This is a genomic window from Mesorhizobium sp. M4B.F.Ca.ET.058.02.1.1 (assembly GCF_003952505.1).
In the GTDB taxonomy this organism is placed as follows: domain Bacteria; phylum Pseudomonadota; class Alphaproteobacteria; order Rhizobiales; family Rhizobiaceae; genus Mesorhizobium.
In genome coordinates this window covers 3,027,056-3,050,506 of sequence record NZ_CP034450.1, presented here as the reverse complement: position 1 = coordinate 3,050,506, position 23,451 = coordinate 3,027,056, and the positions used below count along the sequence as shown (strand labels likewise).

At 64.2% G+C, this 23,451-nt stretch carries 17 protein-coding genes and 2 pseudogenes; 16 read left to right on the top strand and 3 right to left on the bottom strand.

Going from position 1 to position 23,451, the window contains the following annotated elements; genetic code table 11:
* Nucleotides 1-4: 4 nt before the first annotated feature.
* From EJ073_RS15110 to EJ073_RS15100, 3 genes are all read left to right on the top strand, one after another.
* Complete coding sequence (locus EJ073_RS15110; RefSeq protein ID WP_126056436.1) at nucleotides 5-769, top strand: glucose 1-dehydrogenase; 765 nt, start codon at nucleotides 5-7, stop codon at nucleotides 767-769.
* A gap of 257 nt (nucleotides 770-1,026) precedes the next feature.
* Nucleotides 1,027-2,580: a trimethylamine methyltransferase family protein gene (locus EJ073_RS15105; protein WP_126056435.1), complete on the top strand. Its 1,554-nt coding sequence runs from the start codon at nucleotides 1,027-1,029 to the stop codon at nucleotides 2,578-2,580.
* 82 nt (nucleotides 2,581-2,662) lie between these two features.
* Nucleotides 2,663-3,691: a GlxA family transcriptional regulator gene (locus EJ073_RS15100; RefSeq protein ID WP_189375297.1), complete on the top strand. Its 1,029-nt coding sequence runs from the start codon at nucleotides 2,663-2,665 to the stop codon at nucleotides 3,689-3,691.
* 72 nt (nucleotides 3,692-3,763) lie between these two features.
* Here the strand turns inward: EJ073_RS15100 and EJ073_RS15095 are convergent, their stop codons facing one another.
* On the bottom strand, nucleotides 3,764-4,762 hold the full coding sequence (locus tag EJ073_RS15095; RefSeq protein ID WP_126056433.1) for a helix-turn-helix domain-containing protein: 999 nt from the start codon (nucleotides 4,760-4,762) through the stop codon (nucleotides 3,764-3,766).
* Between the two features lie 140 nt (nucleotides 4,763-4,902).
* On the opposite strand from EJ073_RS15095, the gene EJ073_RS15090 reads away from it, so the two are divergent.
* The 12 genes and pseudogenes from EJ073_RS15090 (at nucleotide 4,903) to EJ073_RS15035 (ending at nucleotide 18,250) form a co-directional block, all read left to right on the top strand.
* Entirely contained in the window at nucleotides 4,903-6,900 is a 1,998-nt protein-coding gene (locus EJ073_RS15090) for an FAD-dependent oxidoreductase (protein ID WP_126056432.1), read from the top strand.
* Between the two features lie 145 nt (nucleotides 6,901-7,045).
* Nucleotides 7,046-8,698, top strand: coding sequence for an ABC transporter substrate-binding protein (locus EJ073_RS15085; RefSeq protein ID WP_126056431.1), 1,653 nt, complete (start codon nucleotides 7,046-7,048; stop codon nucleotides 8,696-8,698).
* 258 nt (nucleotides 8,699-8,956) lie between these two features.
* A complete protein-coding gene (locus tag EJ073_RS15080; protein WP_245455626.1) occupies nucleotides 8,957-9,238 on the top strand; it encodes an acylphosphatase in 282 nt (93 codons plus the stop codon).
* A 161-nt stretch (nucleotides 9,239-9,399) separates the two neighbouring features.
* Nucleotides 9,400-10,050, top strand: a complete 651-nt coding sequence (locus tag EJ073_RS15075; protein WP_126056430.1) for a Rieske 2Fe-2S domain-containing protein — start codon at nucleotides 9,400-9,402, stop codon at nucleotides 10,048-10,050.
* Nucleotides 10,047-10,892, top strand: coding sequence for an aromatic ring-hydroxylating dioxygenase subunit alpha (locus EJ073_RS15070; RefSeq protein ID WP_126056429.1), 846 nt, complete (start codon nucleotides 10,047-10,049; stop codon nucleotides 10,890-10,892). The genes EJ073_RS15075 and EJ073_RS15070 overlap by 4 nt, the downstream gene beginning before the upstream one ends.
* Nucleotides 10,889-11,548, top strand: coding sequence for a glutathione S-transferase family protein (locus tag EJ073_RS15065; RefSeq protein ID WP_126056428.1), 660 nt, complete (start codon nucleotides 10,889-10,891; stop codon nucleotides 11,546-11,548). The genes EJ073_RS15070 and EJ073_RS15065 overlap by 4 nt, the downstream gene beginning before the upstream one ends.
* Before the next feature lies 1 nt (nucleotide 11,549).
* Entirely contained in the window at nucleotides 11,550-12,929 is a 1,380-nt protein-coding gene (locus tag EJ073_RS15060; protein ID WP_126056427.1) for an amidohydrolase, read from the top strand.
* A 26-nt stretch (nucleotides 12,930-12,955) separates the two neighbouring features.
* On the top strand, nucleotides 12,956-14,050 hold the full coding sequence (locus EJ073_RS15055; RefSeq protein WP_189347630.1) for a BMP family ABC transporter substrate-binding protein: 1,095 nt from the start codon (nucleotides 12,956-12,958) through the stop codon (nucleotides 14,048-14,050).
* 2 nt (nucleotides 14,051-14,052) lie between these two features.
* Nucleotides 14,053-15,575, top strand: a pseudogene (locus tag EJ073_RS15050) (ABC transporter ATP-binding protein).
* Complete coding sequence (locus tag EJ073_RS15045) at nucleotides 15,572-16,672, top strand: ABC transporter permease (RefSeq protein ID WP_126056425.1); 1,101 nt, start codon at nucleotides 15,572-15,574, stop codon at nucleotides 16,670-16,672. The pseudogene EJ073_RS15050 and the gene EJ073_RS15045 overlap by 4 nt, the downstream one beginning before the upstream one ends.
* Nucleotides 16,669-17,580 carry an ABC transporter permease gene (locus EJ073_RS15040; protein ID WP_126056424.1) on the top strand — a complete coding sequence of 304 codons (912 nt, stop codon included), beginning with the start codon at nucleotides 16,669-16,671 and terminating at the stop codon, nucleotides 17,578-17,580. Before EJ073_RS15045 ends, EJ073_RS15040 begins: the two co-directional genes overlap by 4 nt.
* Nucleotides 17,581-17,995: 415 nt before the next feature.
* Nucleotides 17,996-18,250 carry a DUF768 domain-containing protein gene (locus tag EJ073_RS15035; protein ID WP_126056423.1) on the top strand — a complete coding sequence of 85 codons (255 nt, stop codon included), beginning with the start codon at nucleotides 17,996-17,998 and terminating at the stop codon, nucleotides 18,248-18,250.
* A 49-nt stretch (nucleotides 18,251-18,299) separates the two neighbouring features.
* Here EJ073_RS15035 and EJ073_RS15030 read toward each other — a convergent pair whose 3' ends face one another.
* Nucleotides 18,300-19,424 carry a P1 family peptidase gene (locus EJ073_RS15030; protein ID WP_126056422.1) on the bottom strand — a complete coding sequence of 375 codons (1,125 nt, stop codon included), beginning with the start codon at nucleotides 19,422-19,424 and terminating at the stop codon, nucleotides 18,300-18,302.
* A 110-nt stretch (nucleotides 19,425-19,534) separates the two neighbouring features.
* Nucleotides 19,535-21,096 (bottom strand): annotated as a pseudogene (gene xseA / locus EJ073_RS15025) (exodeoxyribonuclease VII large subunit).
* A gap of 122 nt (nucleotides 21,097-21,218) precedes the next feature.
* On the opposite strand from xseA, the gene EJ073_RS15020 reads away from it, so the two are divergent.
* Nucleotides 21,219-23,441: an EAL domain-containing protein gene (locus EJ073_RS15020; protein WP_126056421.1), complete on the top strand. Its 2,223-nt coding sequence runs from the start codon at nucleotides 21,219-21,221 to the stop codon at nucleotides 23,439-23,441.
* Nucleotides 23,442-23,451: the final 10 nt, after the last annotated feature.

Genomic DNA, 23,451 nt, shown 5'->3' with positions numbered 1-23,451 from the left:
CACCATGGCTGACAGACTGGCAGGCAAGATCGCAATCATCACCGGCGGCGGGCGCGGTATCGGCGCCGGCATCACCCAGCGCTTTGTGGAGGCGGGCGCAAAAGTCGCCATTGTCCAGAGGAACTCGCCGCCTGAGACGATGCTCAACGAGGGTGTCATCTACGTGAAGGCGGATCTCTCCAATTCCCGGGACATTGCTGCTGCCGTCGAGACCGTCGTCGAACGGTTTGGTGGCTTGGATATCCTCGTCAACAACGCCGGCATCATGTTCGAGAAGACGGTCGACGAGATGACCGAGGCCGACTGGGACCAGATGATGGACATCAACCTGAAGGCCCCGTTTCTGCTGACAAAGGCGGCAATGCCGCACCTTCGGAAGCGGCCCTGCGCAAGCATCGTCAACATCGGCTCGATCGAAGGGCTGGCGTCCAATCCCGGGCATCCAGCCTATTCAGCCTCGAAAGCGGGCATTCACGGCTTCACGGCGGCGGTCGCCGTTGACCATGGGCACGAGGGCATCCGCTGCAACGCCATCGCGCCAGGCTGGATCAATTCCGACCTTAGCGAAGCCTACATTGACAGCATGGCCGACAGGGATCGCGTCCGTAGGGAGCTGCTTGTCATGCATCCGGTCGGGCGTCTCGGCCAGCCGACCGACGTCGGAAACCTCGCAGTCTGGCTGGCCTCGGACGAAAGCGCCTTCGTCACCGGCCAAGTCTACGTCATCGATGGTGGGCGCACAAAGAAGCTGCCGCTGCCGGTCTCTTGAGGCTGAGAACCCGGCAATCCGTACCGGCTTTGCGCGCAACTCGCCCCTGGATCAGGGACGAGCCCGACCAAGCAGAAGGGTGAATTCCGATGGTGTTGCCAGCGGCCGCGGCTTAGCGGCGGGAGGTCGGAGACTCGGCCTTTCCGCGCTTTAGTCAACAGGCGCGTGAGACTTTTGCAGTAGGTGAAATCCGCTGCTTCCGGCAATAGTTCCGGCCGGCTCACAAGGGCCGCACAATTTCTCTTGGAGGCCGCGTCATGACTGCTCAACTGCAAGTTTCTCGTAGGGGAGGGCGGGAAGCGCGGCGGACCATCCGCACGGCACCGAAGATCGACATGCTGCCGACGCTGAAGCGCGGCCTGCCGGTGCTGGAGCCTATGGATGCCGAGCAGGTCGAGCGCATTCACCAGGCTTCACTCGCGATCCTCGAAGACGTCGGCGTTGTGTTTCGCGACCCGATCGCGATCGAGGACTGGAAGAGGGCCGGAGCCGACGTGCGCGCGGATGACAGGGTCCATCTTGATCGCGGCCTGGTCATGGAGCTCATCAAGACCATTCCTTCCAGGATCGAATACTTCGCCCGCGACCCGGCGAAGAATGTCGAGCTCGGCGGGCCGAAGTCGATCTTCGTGCCGATGACCGGCGCGCCCTTCATGCGCGACCTCGATGATGTCAGGCGCGGCCCGACGATCGCCGACCTCGGCACCTTCCACAAGCTCGCGCACATGATGCCGGCGCTGCATTCGTCGGCGCACCACATCGTTGAGCCGATGGACCTTGTCGTCGCGCATCGGCACCTGCACATCACCTATTCGTCGATGAAGCATTCCGACAAGATCTTCATGGGCATGACCACCTCGCCCAAGAACGCCGAGGATGTGCTCGACATGTGCGAGATCCTCTTCGGCGAGGGTTTTCTCGAGACGCACGCCGTCACGACAGGCAATTGCAACGGCAATTCGCCGCTGGTCTGGGACCAGGTCATGCTCGGCGCCATGCGCGCCTTCTGCCGGCGCAACCAGCCGGTGCTGTGCTCGCCCTTCGTTCTCGGCGGCGCCAACACGCCGGCCTCCACCGCTGCGGCGGTAGCGCAGCTCAACGCCGAGGCACTTTCCGCGCTGGCTTACACACAGGTGATACGCAAGGGCTGTCCGGCAATCTACGGGCACTACCTTTCGACGGTGTCGATGCAGTCGGGCGCGCCGATGGCAGGCACGCCGGAAATCTCGCTCATGAACTTCATGATCGGCCAGATGGCTCGCCGCTACAACGTGCCCTGGCGCACGTCCAACCTGCTCGGCGGCGCCAAGGTTTTCGATGCGCAGGCCGGCTATGAGAGCGCCATGACCATGATGGCGGTCCTGATGTCGGGCGCCAACTACATCTGGCATTCGGCGGGCTGGAACGAAGCCGGCATGCACTGCTCGATCGCGAAGTTCGTCGTCGACGCCGAGGTCTGCTCGATGGGCTATCGGATGACGCAAGGCATCCAGTGGGACGATTTAGACGAAGCCTTGGCCGCTGTCCGCGATGTCGGCCCCGGCGGCCACTATCTTGGCCATCCGCATACGCAGGCCAACTTCGAGCGGGCATTCTTCATCCCCAAGCTTTTCGACAACAATTCGATCGAGCAGTGGTACGCGGACGGCTCCAAAGACATCAAAGTGCGCGCCCTGGAACATGCCCGGCGGCTTCTGGCCGAGTATGAAGAACCCACGCTAGATGTCGCGAAGGACGAGGAGCTGCGCGCTTACATAGACCGGCGATCGCGCGAGATTCCCGCGGTCGATGCATTGAACGAGGAATATTGAGGGTGAAGCCCGAGCCCGGAATGTTCGGTAACCCAACCGCCATGCACGGCCTCCGATGAACGCGTCCGCGAACATAAGCGCCATGAAGTCATCCGCCACGCCGGGAACTTCGGCGATAGCCGGCAGGCCCTTCGAGCTGGTGGTTTTGGTGTTGCCCGGCTTCTCGCATCTGGCGCTTCACGCCTATATCGAACCGTTCCGCATCGCCAATACGATATCGCGCCTGCCACTGTTCCGCTGGCGGATCGCGGGCCTGAACGCTGGGCCCGTGGAGGGTGCCAACGCCCTTTCAATTGCAGTTGATGCAACAATCGATGAGCTGGGTTGCGGATCGGACGATCGCAAGCCGGATCAGCTCGCGATAATGGCGGGCGAACCGGTCGAACGGCAACTGACGCCACAACTCAACGGATTTCTGCGCACGATTGCGCGCCGCGGCGTTTCGATATCGGCGGTTGGAACGGCGACATGGGTGCTGGCGCAGACCGGTCTGCTTGCGGGAACGCGCTGCACGATCCACTGGTCCCGGCTCGCCGCATTTGCCGAAGTTTTCAACCAGCCGCGAATACGAGATTCCCTGTTCGTCAAGGATGGGCAATATTCGACTTGCGCTGGCGAGCTGGCGGCATTTGACCTCGCAGTCGACCTGATCGGGAGCCACGCAGGCGACTACATTGCTCAAGAGGTCTGCCGGCACGCGACCGTCGAAGGTCAGCGTTCGGGGTCAAACCGCCAGACCGGGCCTTCAGGTCTTGCCTTTGCCGGCGTGAGTGACAAGCTTCTGATGGCAATGCGGATCATGGAGGAGAATGTCGAATTTCCGCTCTCCATGGATGAGGTTGCGCATCGGGCCGGAGTGTCGCGGCGTCAACTGGAACGCTTGTTTGCTGCTCATATCGAGGTGCCGCCGGTGCGGCACTATCTGCGGATACGCACGGACCATGCCAAGCGCCTGATCGAAGGCACGCGCATGTCCATCATCGACATAGCCATCGCCTGCGGGTTCATGTCAGCCTCGCATTTTGCAAAGTGCTTCAGGGCCTTCAACGGGATATCGCCGCAACAGTGTCGAGCAATGGTGCCGGCCTGGGTAGGCCCCGGACTTGGATAGTTGATCGGCCAGGACCCTTGGTCGTTTTGGGGAAGGCCGTTTCGAATCCGTCAGCGCTTGACCCCGACGGGCTCATTTCCCAATCCGCCTGAATTGCTTGGGGGTCATCGAAAAGTGCTTCTTGAAACTGCTGCAGAAATGCGCAGTGTCGCTGAATCCTGTTTCATAGGCGATCTCCGTGACACTTCGCCGTCGGCTCGCCAGGAGTTCACGCGCTGCGAGTAGACGTATCCGTCGCCAGAACACGGCTGGCGCGGATTGCAGGTCTGCGAGGAAGGCGCGATTCAGGCGCGCCTTGGAAGTGTTCAGGGAATGCGCGAGTTCCTCGATCGAGCATGGCGCATCGATGCGGGTCTCCATCACCTTCACCGCCTCTACGGTCAGTCGCGATGCCGCCCCGAGTGCCTCCTCGTAAGGTTTCGTCCGCAAGGCGATGCGCGGTTCCTCGGGTTTGAAGAGAAGGTAATTGAGGGCTTTTTGCGCCCTGCCGGCATTGCTGTAGTGCGCGATCAGGAAGGCCGCGACCTCAATCGCCACGATGCTCCCCGGGCATGTAACGATATTTCCATCGATGACATAGTTTTGGTTGGTGACCGGGCTGGCATGGTGGTACCTCGCCACGAACTCGCCCAGCGTGTCAAAGTGCAAAGCGCATTCGCGATGCCTGAGAAGCCCTGCCTGTGCCAGCACAAAGCTGCCCGTGCACAGGCCGATGATGGGGATGCCGCGCCTGTCCGCTGCCTGCAGGTAATCGAATGTCGCCGCATGGATCGTTTCCATATCCCGGACCAGCCCGCCGCACACGGCCAGGCAGTCGTATGTGGCTGGATCATCCAGGTTTCCCGTCGCGGCCATCTCTAGGCCGCAGCTTGCGCGCACCGGTAGCGGCCCCGCCGCAATGAAATCCCAGGCGAAATAGACCTGCCGGCTCTGATCCTGCCGGTCAGCGGCCAATCGAAGCGCATCCACGAAGCTCGCCATCGGCGTCAGGGTGAAGCTCGGACAAAGAATGATGCCGACCTTCAGATAGGGCAGCCCGACGCGATCAGGCGTTTTCAGTGCGGGTGTCAAATCCGGGCGCCTTTCCAACGCAGAGCACGCCAGCGCAATTCTTATGAAAAACGTGTCGCAATCACAATTCGTGAATTTCGCAGACCGCTAATGTTTGACCATCCAACGAGTGAGCGCTCGCGAGCAGAGACTCCCCTGACATGACGTTGACGCCGGCTTTTTCCAAAATCCTCGAGCCGCTCCAGCTGCGCCACAAGACGCTCCGCAACCGCATCAACTTCGGCGCTCATACCGCCAACATGGCCGAAGATGGCATGCCCGGAGCGCGCCACCTGGGCTACTACCTGGAACGGGCCAGGGGAGGCGCGGCCATGATCGTGGTCGAGCCGATGCCGGTCCACCGGACGGCTCGGCTGACGCGCGGCAATTTCCGACATGATGACGATGCGGTGATCCCTGGCTTCAGGGCGATCACCGACGCCTGCAAGGCGGAAGGCGCGGTGATGATCCACCAGCTGTATCACGTCGGCCAGCACGGAGATTACGACAATTCCTATAGTCCGAATTGGTCTCCCTCGGGCCTGCCGTCTTATCACGATGGGGACGGCAGCCATCGTATGCGTGAAGCCGAGATCGAGGAGATCATCGAAAGCTTTGTTGGCGCCGCTGTCCGGGCCAAGAAATGCGGCTTCGACGGGGTGGAGTTGTTCGGCCCCTACAACTCGCTGATCGAGCAATTCTGGCTGCCATGGTCGAACCGGCGCGACGACCGCTGGGGCGGCAGGTTCGAAAACAGGATGCGGTTCTCGACCGAGATCACCTCGCGCATCCGTTCGGTGACCGGCGATGGGTTCATCATCGGCCTAGCCTCGAGCATCGACGCCTCGGTTGAAGTCGGGATGAACACGGAGCTGCTCCAGGAGATTGCCGCCTATCATGATGCGCGCGCCCTGATCGACTACATCAGCTGCGGCACCGGCAGTTACTTCGATCACTCCTCGGTCATGCCGACGTTCCTCTTCCCCGACAAGCTCGGCGCCCCCAACGCCCATGCGTTGAAGGAGGTCTGCAAACACACCCGCGTCCAGGCCGAAAGCCATATCCGCACACCCGAAAATGCCAACGAGGTTATCTCGTCGCGCCAGGCCGACATGGTCAGCATCGTGCGCGGCCAGATCGCGGATCCGCACTGGGTCAACAAGGTGGCCAGCGGCCGCGACGCCGACATTCGCGGCTGCATCTCATGCAACCAGATGTGTTGGGGAAGGCGCTCCAGGGACTATTGGATCTCGTGCCTCGTCAACCCCTCGGCCGGCCGCGAATTCGAATGGGGTGGCGACCGCTTCGCGCCGAGCATGCAGCCGAAGCGCGTCTTGGTGGTCGGGGGCGGACCGGCAGGGCTCGAAGCGGCCCGCGTTGCCGCCGAGCGCGGCCACAGCGTCACGCTCGCGGAGGCCGGCCCGCAACTCGGCGGACAGTTCAGGCTCGCGGGTTTGCAGGCGCGGCGGTCTCAAATCCTGGAATTGATCAACTGGTACGAACGGCAGTTGACCAGACTGGGCGTCAGTCTGCTGTTCAATACACCGCTCGATGCCGGGGAGGTCGCCGGCCGCGACTTCGAGGAAATCGTCATCGCGACGGGCTCGCAACCCGCCGGCACGGGCTTCCAGCGTGGACTGCCTGGGCAGGACCGCCTTCCAGGGGTCGACTTGCCCAATGTCTGGTCAGTCGAGGATGTGATGACCCGGACGGCACGCCTGGGCGACCATGTGCTCCTCATCGATGACACGGGTGATTGGCGGGGCCTCGGCACCGCGCTCGAAATCGTGGCGCGTGGCCATCGCGTCACCGTGGTTACGTCCTGGCCAGTGGTAGGCCGTTTCCTGCAACGCACGGAAAGCGACGGCGTTGCGCGCGCCCGGCTGAAGAGCGCGGGCGGCGACTGGATAACCGACGCGGTGGTCAAGGCATGGCATGGCGACGGCGCGACGGTCAGGTGCCATCTCGATGGGACCGAAACCGTGATCGATGCCGACACACTCGTCCTGGCCACCACCAACGTGTCCGACACGGGGGTACGGGACGATCTCGAGGAACAGGCGCCCGCGCTGAAACCGAAGGTCATCGGCGACGCGCTGGCGCCGCGGCTTGCCGTGGCGGCGATCTACGAGGGGAGGGTGCTTGGCCAGTCGATCTAGACCGGCAGCCAGCCGACATTGTTGGCCGGGTCGGGCAGAGAGGCGGCGGTCCTGAGGTCCGAGAAACCGGCCGCTATGCAGGGGTTCGACATTTGGTTTGGGCAGCGCGTGAGAGACAAGCAATCATCAACAGGGAGCACTCAAAATGAAGTTTTTCAAAAGCGGCGGAACCCGCGTTCCAAAAGCGATAACGCGTATGGCGAAGGACGTTCGTGAGGGCCTTATGGACCGGCGCGAATTCCTCGCGATGGCCAGCGCATTCGGCGCATCAACTGCGGTTGCCTACGGCATGGTTGGCCTGGCCGCGCCGGCCCCGGCGTTCGCCGAGGAAGGCAAGAAGGGTGGAACGCTTCGCGTCGCCATGGTCGTGAAGCAACAGAAGGACCCGCGCACCTATGATTGGGTAGAGATGGCCAATATCAGCCGCGCCTGGCTGGAGCCGCTGGTCAGGTACACCCGCGAATTCACCTTCGAGCCGGTGCTTCTGGAAAGCTGGGAGGTCAACAGCGACGCCACCGAATACGTGCTCCATATCCGCAAGGGCGTGACCTGGAACAATGGCGACGCCTTCAACGCCGACGATGTCGTCCATAGCTTCAACCGCTGGTGCGACAAGAAGGCGGCGGGCAATTCCATGGCCGCACGCGTCAACAGCCTGGTCGACCAGAAGACCGGCAAGGCGCGCGAGGGTGCCGTTACCAAGGTCGATGATCACACGGTCAAGCTCTCGCCGAGCGACCCGGATATCGCGCTCATTGCCGGTCTCACCGACTACCCCGCCTTGGTCGTGCACCGCAACTTTGACGCCGACGGCGCCAATCCGGTCACGAAACCGATCGGCACCGGTGCATTCGAGCTCGTCTCCTACGATGTCGGCCAGAAGGCAGTCTTGAAACGGCGCGAGAGCGGAAAATGGTGGAGCGGAGAAGCGATGCTCGATGGGATCGAGTTCATCGACTATGGAACCGACCCGAACGCGATGGTGAATGCCTTCGAGGCTGGCGAGGTTGACCTAAACAATGAAACTGGCGCGGACTATGTCGAGATCCTGGACGGGCTTGGACTTCACCAGACTGAGATCCAGACCGCGACGACGCTGGTTGCGCGCACCAACGTCACGCAAAAACCGTATGACGATAAGCGCGTGCGCAACGCGCTCCAGATGGCGGTCGACAACGACGTCGTCCTCCAACTGGGCTATGCCGGACGCGGGACAGTCGGCGAAAATCATTTCGTCAGCCCGATTCACCCCGAATACTACCCGCTGCCAAAGAAGGCGCGCGACGCGGCGGGAGCAAAGAAACTGATGGCGGAAGCCGGCCAGGCGGATTTCGAGCACGAGCTGATCACCGTCGACGATGACTGGAACAAGAGCACGGGGGACGCGATTGCCGCCCAGCTTCGCGACGCCGGCATCAAGGTCAAGCGCACGGTGCTGCCGGGCTCGACCTTCTGGAACGACTGGACGAAGTATCCTTACTCCGTCACCGTTTGGTACATGCGCCCGCTTGGCGTCCAGGTGCTGGCACTGGCGTTTCGAACGGGCGAGGCCTGGAACGAGACCGGCTACTCCGATCCGGAGTTCGACAAGAAGCTCAAGGAGGCCCTGTCGGTAAGCGCGCCCGAAAAGCGGCGGGAAGTGATGAAGGACATCGAGACCATAATCCAGGACTCGGGGATCATCATCCAGCCCTATTGGCAGAAGCTCTACAATCACATGAGCAAGAAGGTGAAGAACTACTCCATCCACCCGACCTTCCAGATGGATCTGGAGAAGGTCTGGCTGGAGCAAGACTGACGCTTTTGCTTTTCGCTGACGGCCAGTGGTGGCTGCGGATGCCCTTTCCCTAGGAAGGGCAATACTGTGCTCTCACGCAAGCATGAAGGTTGCCGCCCACCGACGTCGCGGACAGTCCGTTCCGGCTGGCCGCGGCGTCTTCGCGTTTTCACTCACCAAACCGACTGGGTAGTCTGCCCCACTACCTTCTTCCGGTATCTTTTGTGCGGCAGTCGAAACAGTCGTATCCTGTCCCGCCGTGACGGCCGCGGACGAATCATGAAGGTCTCGATGAGCGAGCAAAACCCACGTTCTGCGCGGGAACGCATGACGATCCTCGGCGATGTCGAGGCGGCATCCTTTCTTCCGTGGATCGAGCGTCATGCCGCCAAGCTCGGGCTCGCGCAGGCAATATGCGTCACCGGTCCCGACCGGATCGAACTCGAAGTTGCCGGCCCGGCCGAACTCATCGACATGATGGAGATGGGGTGCTCTCTTGGACCAATCGATGTCTGGGTCGAGACCATTCGCCGGGCGCCGATCGAGAGCGAATCGGGCTAGCTTTGCAGTCGCAGGTCTTGCCTGCCACGGCGTCATGCACCTTTTTTAGGCTATTGTTGCCAGTGAGGAAATGTTGTGCAAACGTAACCGAGCTTATTAGCATATCCTTGACCGCGAAGCCGCGCTCGGGAAGATGCTAGGTGTCGTTTGAAAGTTGATGCATGCCGCCCTATCCGACTGGCTCATGGATGCCTGTTGCCCTCTCCGCGGACCTGCCGGCGGGAACCGTAATCCCGGCGCAATCCCCAGCCGGGCCGATTGCCCTTTGGCGAAGCCGTTCCGGCCGTGCGGCGGCCTTCGCCGACAGATGCCCGCATCGCGGCATGCGCCTTTCCCATGGCTTCGTGCGCGGTGAGAGCCTGTCCTGCATCTATCACGGCTGGAGCTATGCCCAGGCGGGAAACTGCCTGCGCATTCCGGCCCATCCGGCACTGGCGCCGCCGGACACGATTCGTGTCGCGACGCAGCCCGTCGAGGACGGCGGCGGTATCATGTGGATTTCCGTTGGCGAACCCGCCGCCGGGCCGCCCCGGTTCGAGGGCCTCGCCCCCCTGCGCTCGATGATGGTGGAAGCGGACATCGCGGCGCTGGAGGCGGTCGCGGGCACCAAGGCCGACGGAGGCCTGCTCGGCTACACCGAGAATGCCCGGACCGTCCAGCTGCTGCTTGCTCCGCAAGGGAAGGCGCGGACGCTGATGCATGTTCTGGTGGACCAGGGCAGCAGTCAGGCCGAGCGTATCGCCGCATCGAGGGCCGCAGAGGCGCTGCGGCGGGCGGCCGAGGATAATTCGCGCGGCGGGATCGCCCGATGACCCGTAACGCGATGATCGACGAATGGTATCCGGTCGGCCTTGCCAGCCAGCTTGACGCGCATGGACGCAAGACGGCCCTCATGGGCGAGCCGATCGAGCTGAGGCGCGGCGAAGACGGGAACGCGACGGTGACCGGCGGCAACGGACGTGCCCTGCCGGCCTGCATCCGCTATGGCCATGTCTGGTCGTCGCTCGGCGACCCGCAAAAGCCGTTGTTTGCAATCCCCGAGGCCGATCAGCCCGGCCGCCGGCTCGTCGATGTCGGGGTGGTGCGCGTGCGCTGCTCGCCGCTGCGCGCGGTGGAGAACTTCCTCGACATTGCGCATTTTCCTTTCGTGCACACCGACATATTGGGGGCCGAACCGCACACCGAGGTGCAGAACTACAAGGTCGAGATCCGGGAGGACGAAGACGAGGTTTGGGCGACCCAGGTGAAGTTCTACCAGCCGCAGGCCGCCAAGTCGGCGGAGGGCGGCATCACCACGGAATACATGTATCGCGTGCCCGCGCCGACCTGCTCGATCCTCTACAAGACCTGCCCGCCGCGCCCGGGTGAATGGGACGTCATCACGCTTTTCGTGCAGCCGCTTGCCGAAGATCTGTGCGATGTCTGGCCATGGATGGCGCTGTTCGACGACGAAACGCCGATGACGGACCTCATCCACTTCCAGCAGACGATCTTCGTCCAGGACCGGTCAATCCTCGAAAACCAGATTCCGGGGCTGCTGCCGCTGGATCCCGGCATGGAGATCCCCACGAGAGCGGACCTCACCTCGGTTGCCTACCGGCGCTGGCTGAAACGTCATGGCTACACCTACGGCGCGCAACTGGTGGCGCAATGAAGCTCTTCGACTACGTGCTGTCGCCGAGCTGCTACAAGGTGCGCCTCATGGCTGCGCTGACCGGGGTGACGCTCGACATCCGCCCTGTCGACTTCCATCCCGGTGTCGAGCATCGCGGTCCTGAGCTCATGGCGCTGAACCCGGCGGGTTCGATCCCGATCCTGGAGGATGGCGATCTTGTCCTCACCGAATCCTCGGCCATGCTGGTCTACCTCGCCGCCAAGGTGGCGCCGCAATGGCTGGGCAACGATACGGCCGGGCAGGCGGCGCGCGTCCAGCAATGGCTTTCCTTCGCGCACCGGCTTACCGCCAGCCTGGGCGCCGCGCGCCTGCACGAGATGCTGCTGCGTCCGGGCAATATCGCTGTCCTCCAAGGGCAGGGGGTAGCGGCCCTGCGGGAGCTGGAGGCTGGCCTTGTCGAACAGCAGATCCGCGGCCAGCGCTTCCTTGCGTCGAACCGGCCGACGATCGCCGACATCGCCTGCTTTCCCTATGTGGCGCTGGCGCCGGACGGCGGTGTTTCGCTCGATCCCTATCCTGCGATCCGGCTCTGGTCGCGGGCGATCCGCGCCATCGATGGCTTCATCGAGATGCCCGGCATCCACCGGCTGCACGAACTGAAGCCCGAGCCCGTGCCAGAAGTCGGCGAGGCCTGACGTGGCTGGCTATCTGTTGAAGAACTGCGCTGCGGTCATCGTCGACGAGGGCAACGGTCCTGACGTCCGGCGCAATGTCGATGTCCTGACCGACGGCCCGGCGATACGCGCCATCGGCGAAGGTATCGACAAGGCGGAGCTGCCCGCCGGGACGGTAGCGTGGGACGCCGCCGGCTGGTTTGTCTATCCCGGCCTCGTCAACACCCATCACCACTTCTTTCAATGCTTCGTGCGCAACCGCGCCGATCTGGACTGGACGAAGCTGTCGGTCATCGAATGGCTCGACCGCATCTATCCCGTCTTCTCGCGGCTGACCGAGGAATGCTTCTACCACGCGTCGGTCACAGCGATGGCCGAGTTGATAAAGCACGGCTGCACGACGGCGTTCGACCATCAGTATTGCTTTCCGCGGCATGCCGGCAAACGGCTGGTCGACCGGCAGTTCGAAGCGGCCGAACTCCTCGGCATGCGCTTCCATGCCGGACGCGGCGGCAACACGCTGCCGAAATCGGAAGGCTCGACCATCCCCGACGCGATGCTGGAAACGACCGACGAGTTCATCGCCGACTGCGCCCGGCTGATCGACGCCTATCATGATGCCGGTCCTTTCAGCACGCGCCAGGTCGTCGTCGCGCCCTGCCAGCCGGTCAACTGCTATCGCGAGACCTTCGTGGAATCGGTGGCGCTGGCGCGCGACCGCGGGGTGCGCCTGCATACCCATGTCGGCGAGGGCGAAAGCCCGGTCATCGAGGCCCGTCACGGCATGCGCACGGTGGACTATTGCGCGGAGATCGGCTTCTGCGGGCCGGATGCGTTCTATGCCCATTGCTGGGAACTGACCCACGACGAGTTGCGCAAGATGGCCGCCAGCGGCACCGGCGTCGCTCACTGCCCGGAGCCGGTCTATCTCGTCGGCGCCGAAATCACCGACATTCCGGCGATGTCGGCCTTCGGGCTCAATGTGGGTCTGGGCTGCGACGGCGCCGCCTCGAACGACAATTCCAACCTGATGCACTGCATCCATTCCGCCTACATGCTGCAATGCCTGGCGGCGTCGACGCGCGGCCATCCGGTGCCGCCGCCGGCCGATTTTCTCGGCTATGCGACGACCGGGGGCGCGGCGCTGCTCGGGCGCGGCGACATCGGCAGGCTGGCGCCCGGCATGGCCGCCGACCTATTCGCCATCGACACGCGGCGCATGGACTATGTCGGCACCAGGCACGATCCGCTGAGCCTGCTGGCCAAGGTGGGCATCGGCGCGCCGACCGACATGACCATGATCAACGGCCGCATCGTCTGGGCCAAGGGCGAGTTCCCGGGCCTCGACGAGGCCCGGCTGTTCGCGCAAGCCGAGGCGGCGCTCGCGACGGTGGAATTTTAGCAACCAAAACAAGGGGAACCGACATGCTGACAAAACTTACCCGCAGAACGTTGATGAAGGGCGCGGCCGCCTCCGGGCTCGTCGCCGCGGTGGCCGGCCGCGCGTTTGCCGCCGACGAACCTCTGGGTATCGTGCTTGTGGTCCCGTCGCCGGTCGGCGATGTCGGCTGGGGCCGCGCGCTCGCCGACGGGCTCGAGCCGGTGAAGGCGGCCTACGGCGACAAGGTGAAGGTGACCGTCATCGAGAACATTCAGGAAGGACCCGATGCCGACCGGATCATGAACAAGGCGGTCGCCGACGGCAACAAGTTCCTGATCGCCGGCTCCTTCGGCTACCAGAATGGCGCCCTGCAGATCGCACGCCGCAATCCCGACGTCACCGTGCTGCACGCTTCCGGTTTCCAGGTGGCGCCGAACTTCTCGCCCTTCGCGGCCCAGTATTCCCAGGGCACCTACCTGATGGGCATGGCGGCAGCCGCGCTTTCAAAGACCGGCAAGCTCGGCTCGGTCTCCGCCTTCGCCATTCCCGAGCTGATCACCTCCATCAACGCCTTCACGCTCGGAGCGCAGGCGGTGAGGCCCGATGTCGAGGTTTCGGTCGTATGGGTGAACTCCTGGTTCGATCCGGCCAAGGAGCAGGAGGCCGCCAAGGCGCTGTTGGCGCAGAAATGCGATGTGATCTTTTCCAACGCGCAGGACACGCCCTCCGTCGTCTCGGCCTGCGAGGAGGCCGGCGTCCCCGCCTTCAACCTCAACTCGTCGATGAAGAAATACGCGCCCAAAACCTATCTTGGCTGTGTTGCGACCGACTGGTCGCCCTTCTTCAAGGCCTCGGTCGACGCCCACATCGCCGGCACCTTCAAGGGTGGCAACGCTTTCCTGGGTGTCGGCGACAAGGTTGTCGAGGTCGTTGACTGGAACCCGGGTATCCCGGCCGACATGATGGCCAGAATCAAGGAGGTTGAAGCCAAGATCGCCGCCGGCAGCTTCTCGCCCTTTGCCGGTCCGATCGCCAAGGCCGATGGCAACGAGGGTGTCCCCGCCGGCAAGACGATGACCGAGGCCGAGATCGTGGCCATGGACTGGCACGTCAAGGGTGTCACCACGCCGCTGCCCAAGTGACCATGACCGTCCCGCTCCTGTCGCTGCGCGGCATCTCCAAGAGCTACGGCCAGATCCATGCCAATCGAGACATCGATCTGGACGTGGCTCCGCGCTCGATCCACGCGATCCTCGGCGAAAACGGAGCGGGCAAGTCGACGCTGATGAAGCTGATCTACGGCGTCGAGCAGCCCGACGCCGGAACGGTGATCTGGAAAGGCGAACCCCTGGCCCTCGCGTCCCCGGCAGATGCGAGGCGCAAGGGGATCGGCATGGTGTTCCAGCATTTCTCCCTGTTCGAGACGCTGACGGTGGTGGAGAACATCCGGCTGGTTGTGCCCGCAAGCAAATCGGATCTTGCGCAACGCATCCGTGCGCTCGGCCGCGCCTTCGGACTTGAAGTCGATCCGCTCGCCCATGTGCACGCGCTCTCGGTCGGGGAGCGGCAGCGGGTGGAAATCATCCGCTGCCTGATGACCGAACCCCAGCTCCTGATCCTCGACGAACCGACTTCCGTCCTGCCGCCGCAATCGGTGGACAAGCTGTTCGAGACGTTGCGGCGGCTGCGCGATGGCGGCGTTTCCATCCTGTTCATCTCGCATAAGCTGGAGGAGATCCGCGCGGTCTGCGACCATGCGACCATCCTGCGCGGCGGCCGCGTCACCGGCAATGTGGACCCGCGCGACCATGACGCGCACGACCTCGCCCGCATGATGATCGGCCGCGACATGCCGCAGCCCATGCCGGCGGTCGCGCATTCCGGCGGAGACAAGCGCCTCGAGATCGTCGGCCTCGACCATCGGCCGGACGACCCCTTCGCCGTGCCGCTTTCCGACGTCAACCTGACGGTGCGGGGCGGCGAGATCCTCGGCATCGCGGGCATATCGGGCAACGGCCAGAGCGAACTCGCGGCGCTGATCTCGGGCGAGACGGTGCTGCCGCGCGAAAAGTCCGACCGTATCTTCATGATGGGAAAGGATGTCGGCGCGCTCGATGCGGCGGCACGCCGCCGGCTGGGCTTCGCTTTCGTCCCTGAGGAGCGGCTCGGCCGCGGCGCGGTGCCGGAAATGTCGCTCGTCCTCAACAGCCTTCTGACCGCCCATCCGTTCGGCCTGCTGAAACGCGGCCTTGTCGACACGGCCCGGGCGAAAGCTTTCACCGAGGACTGCATCCGCCAATACGACGTGCGAACGCCAGGTTCCGAAGCGGAGGCCGGCGCGCTCTCGGGGGCAATCTGCAGAAGTTCATCGTCGGCCGCGAGATCATGCTGTCGCCGAAATTGCTGTTCGTGGCGCAACCGACCTGGGGCGTGGACGTCGGCGCGGCCTCCGCCATCCGCCGGCGCCTCGTCGCCTTGCGCAACGAAGGCATGGGCATCCTCGTCATCTCGGAGGAACTGGAGGAGCTGTTCGAACTCTGCGATTCGATCCAGGTGATCCATCAGGGCCGGCTGAGCCCGCCATTGGTGACGCGCGACACCAGACCCGAGGAGATCGGCCGCTACATGATCGGCGCACATTCGACGGCCAGGAAAGTCCCTGCATGATCGCTCTCTCCAGGCCGTTCCTTCCCGTTCTGGTTCGCCGGGAGCATGCCTCGCTTACCGTGAAGCTGGTCGCCCCGCCCGTGGCGCTCGGCCTGGCGACTCTCCTCAATCTCGGGCTCTACCTCCTGATGGGCCGCGATCCGGTGGCCGTTTTCCACACGATGCTTCTGGAACCTTTCCTGTCCTGGGCCTCGTTCTCGGAAGTCCTGCTCAAGACCGGGCCGCTCCTGCTCATCGCGCAGGGGCTTGCGATCGGCTTTCGCGCAAAGGTCTTCAACATTGGCGCCGAGGGCCAGTTCGTCCTCGGCGCGATCTTCGCATCGGCCATCCCCATCTGGTTTCCAGCGGCGACGGGCCAGTGGATCTGGCCCTCCATGCTCGTCATCGGTGCGTTGGGCGGCGCGCTGTGGGCATCGCTCACCGCCTTCTGGCGCGTCAGGCTCAACGCAAACGAGATTCTCGTGTCGCTCATGCTGGCGCTGGTTGCCGCGCAATTGCTCAACTATCTGCTTCTCGGCCCATGGAAGGATCCGAACGGCTTCAACTTCCCGCAATCGGTGATGTTCCAGTATGATGCGATGGTTCCGATCCTGATCCCCGGCACCCGCGTCAATGTTTCGCTGCTTGTCGCCTTCGCATTCTCCCTCGCCGCCTGGATCTTCATGCAGAAGAGTTTCGCTGGCTACAAGCTGCAGGTCGGCGGCCTCGCGCCGCACGCGGCCGGATACGCCGGCTTCAACGAAGGGCGCGCGATCTGGCTTTCGCTGCTCATCGGCGGCTTCGCGGCAGGTCTCGCCGGAGCGGCCGAGGTGGCTGGCCCGCTTGGTCAGTTGCAGCGCTCCATCTCGACCGGCTACGGCTACGCCGCCATCATCGTCGCCTATCTCGGTGGCCTTCACCCGGTCGGTATCGTCTTTTCCGCGCTGCTGATGGCGGCCCTCTACATCGGTGGCGATAACGCCATGGTCTCGGCAAATCTGCCGGTCGCAGCGGTCCGTGTCTTCCAGGGCAGCCTGCTGCTCGCCTATCTCGTCGCCATCGCCTTCGTCCGCTACCGGCTCGTCTGGCGCCATGCCGTCCACGGAAGCACGTCATGAACGCCGTCGAGTTCATCGTCGCCGGGATGCTGGCGGCGGCCACGCCGTTCCTACTGGCGGCGCTCGGCGAACTGGTGGCCGAGCGGGCCGGCGTCCTCAACCTCGGCATCGAGGGGCTGATGGCCCTCGGGGCGGTCATCGCCTTCATCGTCGTCCATCAAGGCGGCGGGCATCTCCTCGGTTTCCTCGCCGCTGGCCTCGCCAGCGCTGCTCTTTCCCTTGTCTTTGCTGTCATCGCGCTGGGATTCCGCGCCAACCAGGTCGCGGTGGGCCTCGCCATCGGCATACTCGGCCAGGGCCTCTCGGCGCTGTTCGGCAAGAGCTATGAAAGCCTCACGGTCAAGGGGCTGCCGAAGCTTTCGTTGCCCTGGCTTGCGGATATCCCGGTCTTCGGCGGCCTGTTCGCCCAGGACGTTGTCGTGTGGCTTTCGCTTGCCGCGACCGTCGCCATCTGGGCGATGTTCGCCTACACCAAGACCGGCCTCGTCGTTCGCGCCGTCGGTGAGAACCCCAAGGCGGCGCATGCGCTCGGCTATCCGGTGATCGCCGTACGCTTCGCAGCCGTCGCCTTCGGCGGTGTGCTGGCGGGTTTCGCCGGCGCCTACGCAGCCGTGGTCTACACGCCGCTGTGGGCCGATGGCATGATCGCCGGGCGCGGCTGGATTGCGATTGCGCTCGTCGTCTTTGGCACATGGCTCACCAGCCGGATCTTCCTCGGCGCCTGCCTCTTCGGCGCCGTGTCCCTGGCAAGCCTGGCGGCCCAGGCGACCGGGCTGGGCGTTTCCTCGCAACTTCTGTCGAGCCTGCCCTATCTCGTGACAATCATCGTACTTGGCATCATCTCGTCGAACCGGCGCCTGCTCAAGCTCAACGGCGTGGCTTCGCTCGGAGAGTCTTTCGAGCGATAGGTACGCAGCACCCCCGGCGGCCCCCTCATTGCGGCGGAAAGAAGCACTGGAACCAGGAGAGTCGACATCGCATGAGGATATCTCTATATACCGGCGGCTTCGGCGACGCGCCCTGGGTATTGTGCGGTCGACGGCGCTGCGAATGTGCTGACCTCTATTGTGATGCAAATCGGTCTGAAAACCGGAAAAGCAAAATAGAAACAATAGTATGATGCTGGGTATCCCAGCCACCGCCACCATCATCCTCAACGATCAGAACGTGTTCCTTGAACCTTCCCACCTCTCGCACCCTGTGGACCTCGGGCAAGATCAACTTGCCGGGCGAGGCCGACTCGGCTGGAATGGGAGCATGCATCCTTTGCGGGATGCCGACGTTTATGATTACCAACCGGCATAGCCGCTAGGGAAAAGCAGTATGAGTGAACATGCGATCGAGTTCTTGCGGGAGTGGATTGGCGAGAAGGTTCACTGCCAGCACTCGCCGGCAAAGATCGAGACGCAGGCCGAGACCCTTGCCAAGGAGTGCGCGGCCAAGGCGGCCGAGGAGGGCATTCTTCTGGAGGACATCCAGGAAGAGGTCGGCGACATCAAGGAATTGATCGCATCGCGCCTCGAAGAGGCCGCCGAGGCCAGCGAGCAAGAGACCAATCCGGATAAGCCGTCCGAGTGATAGCCCGGCCCGGAGCAGCCGGGCGAGGGACGCCTGTCCCAGGCAGCGCCTACTGGTTCGGGAATCTGGCCTGAAGCCAGGCCTTCGGCAGCGCCGGCACGAAATTGCCGTCCCGCCCTGTCATGTCCTCATTGGCGACCAGCGCGTTGAGGATCGCTTCCTCCACTCCTTGCACCACCGCATCGAAAAACGGATCGATATCGACGTCAGGGACGAAATCGGCATGCGCGATCCGGCCTGACGGCGCCAGCGCGGCCTCCGGGTTGGCGGTAGAGAAGGCGAGAAAAATGTCGCCCGAACTGTGGTAGCCGTAGCCGCCGGTCATGGCGATGCCGAGCGGGACACGCCTCGCCAGCCGCTTCATCTGATGCGGCAGCAAGGGCGCGTCGGTGGCGACGATGGCGATGATCGAGCCCTTTTCGGCGCGCGGTGTGCCTTCGCGGATCGCCGGTTCGGCGAGATCCGGCCCGACGCGCTGGCCGCGCAGGGTGAAATTGCGCCGCTTGCCGAAATTCGCCTGCACGAACACCCCGACGGTGTAGCGGCTGTCCTGCCATGCGACGATGCGCGAGGCGGTGCCGGACCCGGCCTTGAAGCCGAACGAGATCATGCCGGTGCCGCCGCCGACGCTGCCTTCCTCGATTGCGCCGACGGCAGCGCTGTCGAGGGCGCCGGCCACATCGTCGAAGCTGACATGATGGCCATTGATGTCGTTGAGGAAGCCGTCATAGGTCTCCGCCGCCACCGGCAGGCCCCAGCCTGTGTCGAGCGCGGCCGGCAGCACCTTGTGCATCCAGCGCAGCGTGCCGTCGCGGGTGACGCCGCAGGAATGCGTGTTGGTGATGGTGACCGGGAAATTGAAGGCGCCGGTTTCCTCGATGATGTGCGACCCCGTCAGCTCGCCATTGCCGTTCTGGCTGAAGACCCCGGCAAGGACCGGCGTGGCGAGTTCCGCCTTCGGCCTGGGCAGGATGGCGGTCACGCCGGTGCGTACCGGCCCCTTGCCGACGACCAGCGGCCCGTCGCCCGAGATCAGCGTCGTGTAGCCCACTGACACGCCGGCCACGTCGGTGATGGCGTTGGACTCGCCCGGCGTGCCGTCGAAGCCGATGCCGAAATATCGGGCGCGTGGCCTTCCCGACGGCGTCGCAAGGTGCGGATCATGTCCTGTCATGCCGTACCTTAGAGCAATTCCAGGAAAAGTGCGTAGCGGTTTTCCATCCGGAATTGCGTCAAACCAAATACTTAGGGCGGTTCAGCGATTACATGAAAGGTTGACCGGCGCTAGAACAACGAGCCTTGATTGCCCGGCTCCCTGGTCTTGGCAGCGGGCTTGGCAGGCGCCTTCGGCCGCGCGGCGCCGCTGGTGGCGATCGCGTCGGCGCTGCCGTCGGCGAATTCCAGCGACAGCGCCGCCCCGGCGCGACGTCCGCCGCCAGCTTGATCACCGCGCCTTCGGCATCCTTGACCAGCGCGAAGCCGCGCGCCAGCACCGCCTTGTGCGAAAGCGTCGACAAAAGCCGGTCGGCCTGGGTCAGGCTCGCGCGCAACCGGTCCAGCCTTCGCGCAATCGCATGGTCCTGGCGCCGTGTCAGCCCGGTCAGAGCATCGGCCTGCACCTTCTGTCGTCTTGCGATCGGCGCCGGCGACAGCCGTGCAGCGGTACGTTTGAACCGTGCCCGCCTTTCGCGCACGATGGCGAAGAAGGCAGCCTTCGCGCGCGCCAGATCGCGGCCGGTCAGCGTGCGCGCCTCGTTGATGCGGCGGGACAGTGTGGCGGGCGTCAGCCGCCGCCGCTCCAGCCTTGCCCGCTTGCGCTCGATGCTCACCGTCAGCGCCCGGGCGAGCCGGCTCGTCGCCTCGTCGAAGCGGCGGCGCGGCAGCGCCAGCAACTGGTCGGGCGAGGGCAACGCCCGCGCCGCTGCGCGTACCGCCTGGCGCTTGCGCTCGAAATTGCGCGAGGCCGCTGCCTTGAGCCGCGCGCCGAGGCTGGCTAGGGTCGCTTCGAGGTCGGCTTTGACCGGCACGGCCATTTCGGCCGCACCCGTCGGCGTCGGCGCCCGCATGTCGGCCGCGAAGTCGATCAGCGTCCAGTCCGTCTCGTGCCCGACGGCTGATATCACCGGGATGCGCGAGGCGGCGACCGCTCGCGCCAGACTTTCATCGTTGAAGCCCCAAAGGTCCTCGAGGCTGCCCCCGCCACGCGCCACGATCAGCACGTCGGGGTGGGGGATGGCGCCATCCCGGGTAAGCGCGTTGAAGCCATTGACCGCGCCAGTCACCTCCGTGCCGGCCGTCTCGCCCTGCACCCTGACCGGCCAGACCAGAACGTGCAGCGGGAAGCGATCCTTGATGCGGTGAATGATGTCGCGGATCACCGAGCCGGTCGGCGAGGTGACGACGCCGATGACGCTGGGCATGAACGGCAGCCGCCGCTTGCGGCCGGCATCGAACAGGCCTTCCGCCTGCAGCCGGCGCTTGCGCTCCTCGAGCAGCGCCATCAGCGCGCCGGCCCCGGCCGGTTCCAGATTGTCGATGACGATCTGGTAGTTGGACTTGCCGGGATAGGTCGTCAGCCTACCGGTGGCGATCACTTCCATCCCTTCCTCTGGACGGAATTTCAGCCGGCTCATCGTGGTCTTCCAGACCACGGCATCGAGCCGCGCGCGGTCGTCCTTCAACGCGAAATAGGCGTGGCCGGACGAGTGCGGGCCGCGATAGCCGGAAATCTCGCCGCGCACCCGCACATTGCCGAACGCGTCCTCCACCGTGCGCTTCAGCGCGCCGGAAATCTCGCTCACCGTGTATTCGGTGGCGTTGCTGCGTGATTCGGACGTGTCGCTCATCGGCCGATTGAGGGGCGGTTGCCTGTCCGCGTCAAGGCGGCGCTCAATCCTCGCTAATACAATAACGCGATCTTAAGCCCGATTTGCTTTGAGTTCGCCGTAACGCAGCCGGCCAGGAACGCATGAGCGCACGCGCAAGCCAAAGCCCATTGACGCATCAGGTCACGCTGACCGTGTTGATGCTGGCCGCCTTTGCGCTGGCCATGGTCGTCGGCTTTGGTTTCTATGCCACCGCCCAGGCCGACCATGTCTCGCTCGAACGGCAAAAGATATTCTTCGCCAATGGCTTGAAGGATCAGATCGCGGCGGTCGAGCGCGAGCAGGAGAGCGTGACCGTCTGGGATGATTCCATCATCAACGTGAAGGCGGGAAACCAGGCCTGGATAGAGGAGAACCTCAGCGTCTGGATGTACTCCTATTACGGCCACAACCGGGTCTATGTGCTGGATGCCGCAAACCGTCCGGTACACGCCATGCGGGAAGGCAAGGTGCTCGACCCGTCCGTCTATGGCGAGGATGAGCCCGAATTGCGGCCCACCATCGAAAGGCTGCGCGCAAAGATGGCCGAGCCGCCGAGTGAGGACGCTTCGGCCGCGCCGGCCAAGATGGTCGGCGAAGACCTGGTGTCGCTCGGCGGCAAGCCGGCCATACTCAGCATCATGCCGCTCGTCCCCAGCACGAACCGGCTCACCCAGGCACGGGGCAGCGAATACCTCCACATCTCGGTCGAGTTCATCAACGACGCGGTCATCGGCAAGATTGCCGAAAAATACCTGCTGGCCGGCGCGCATCTGCTGCCGCTCTCGCAAACCAGCGGCTCGGCCGCCATTCCGCTGGTCGATTCTCGCGGCGTCATTCTCGGCTATATCGGCTGGGATCAGGAACGTCCCGGTCTGACGCTGGTGCGCAAGGCTGCCCCTGCCTTGATCGTCGGCCTGCTGCTCGCGGCGAGCGTGCTTGCATTCCTGCTGCGGCGCCTGCGCCGCGCCTCTTCGGCGCTGCAAACCAGCCAGGATCGGGCGCAGTATCTCGCCTTCCACGACACGCTCACCGGCCTGCCCAACCGGGCCCTGTTCGAGGATCGGCTGCGGCAGGCCATGCTCAGGACCGGGCAGGCCGGTCACGACATTGGGAAAGTGGCGCTGCTCTATCTCGACCTCGACCGCTTCAAGCATATCAATGACACGCTCGGTCATCCGGCGGGCGACGAGCTCGTGCGCCAGACTGCGGCCAGGCTCCAGCACACCATTCGTGAAGTCGATACCGTGGCGCGGCTGGGGGGTGACGAGTTCGCGCTGATCCTCATCGACATCCGCGATATCCGCGCCGCCGAGGACATTGCCGAGCGGCTGCTGCAGAAGTTGCAGGAGCCGTTCAAGCTCATCGACGACCAGGTCTTCGTCAGCGCCAGCATCGGCATCGCGCTGTCGGCCGAGGCCGAGACCGATGCCGATGACCTGCTGCGCAAGGCCGACATCGCGCTTTACGAGGCCAAGAAGAACGGCCGTGGCCGGCACCAGGTCTTCGCCGGCGACATGGACGACCTTCTCTTACGCAAGCGCAAGGTTGAGACCGAGCTTCGCAAGGCCCTCGATGGCGGCACCGGCATCGGGCTCGCTTATCAGCCGGTGTTCGCGGCAAACGGCAAGACGATCCTCGGCGCCGAGGCGCTGATCCGCTGGGGGCATGAGGTGCATGGCGCTTTGCCGGCGGCGCAGTTCATCGCCATTGCCGAGGAGCGCGGCATGATCGGCCAACTCGGCGCATGGGTGCTGCAGGAAGCCTGCCGTTTCGCCGTGCGGACCGAACTGCCATGGCTCGCCGTCAATGTGTCGCCGTTGCAACTGCGCGACGCCGGCTTTGCCGAACAGGTTGCGTCGATCCTTGCCGACACCGGACTGGCGCCGCAGCGCCTGCAACTCGAGATCACCGAAAGTGTGCTTCTGGAGAACAGCGATGCCTCGAGGGCGGCTCTGGCCGCCTTGCGCCAGTCGGGCATCGGCATCGTGCTCGACGATTTCGGCACCGGCTATTCGTCGCTGAGCTATCTGCGCCGCCACGCCATCGACAAGCTCAAGATCGACCGCTCCTTCGTCCGGCTGCTCGACGGCGAAGGCAATGCGGCGGCGATCGTCAAGGCGCTGATCGACCTCGCCGTCGCGCTCGGCGTCGACGTCACCGCCGAGGGTGTCGAGACCGAGGCGCAGAAGATCCTGCTGGTCGCCATGGGATGCCGGCAGTTCCAGGGCTATTTCCTGTCGCCACCGCTCGAACCGGGCCAGTTGCTCGGTCTTTCCGGTCTGGCTTCGCCGGACGACGTCGTGCCGGCGGCCGCCCGGGCCTAGGGCATCTCTG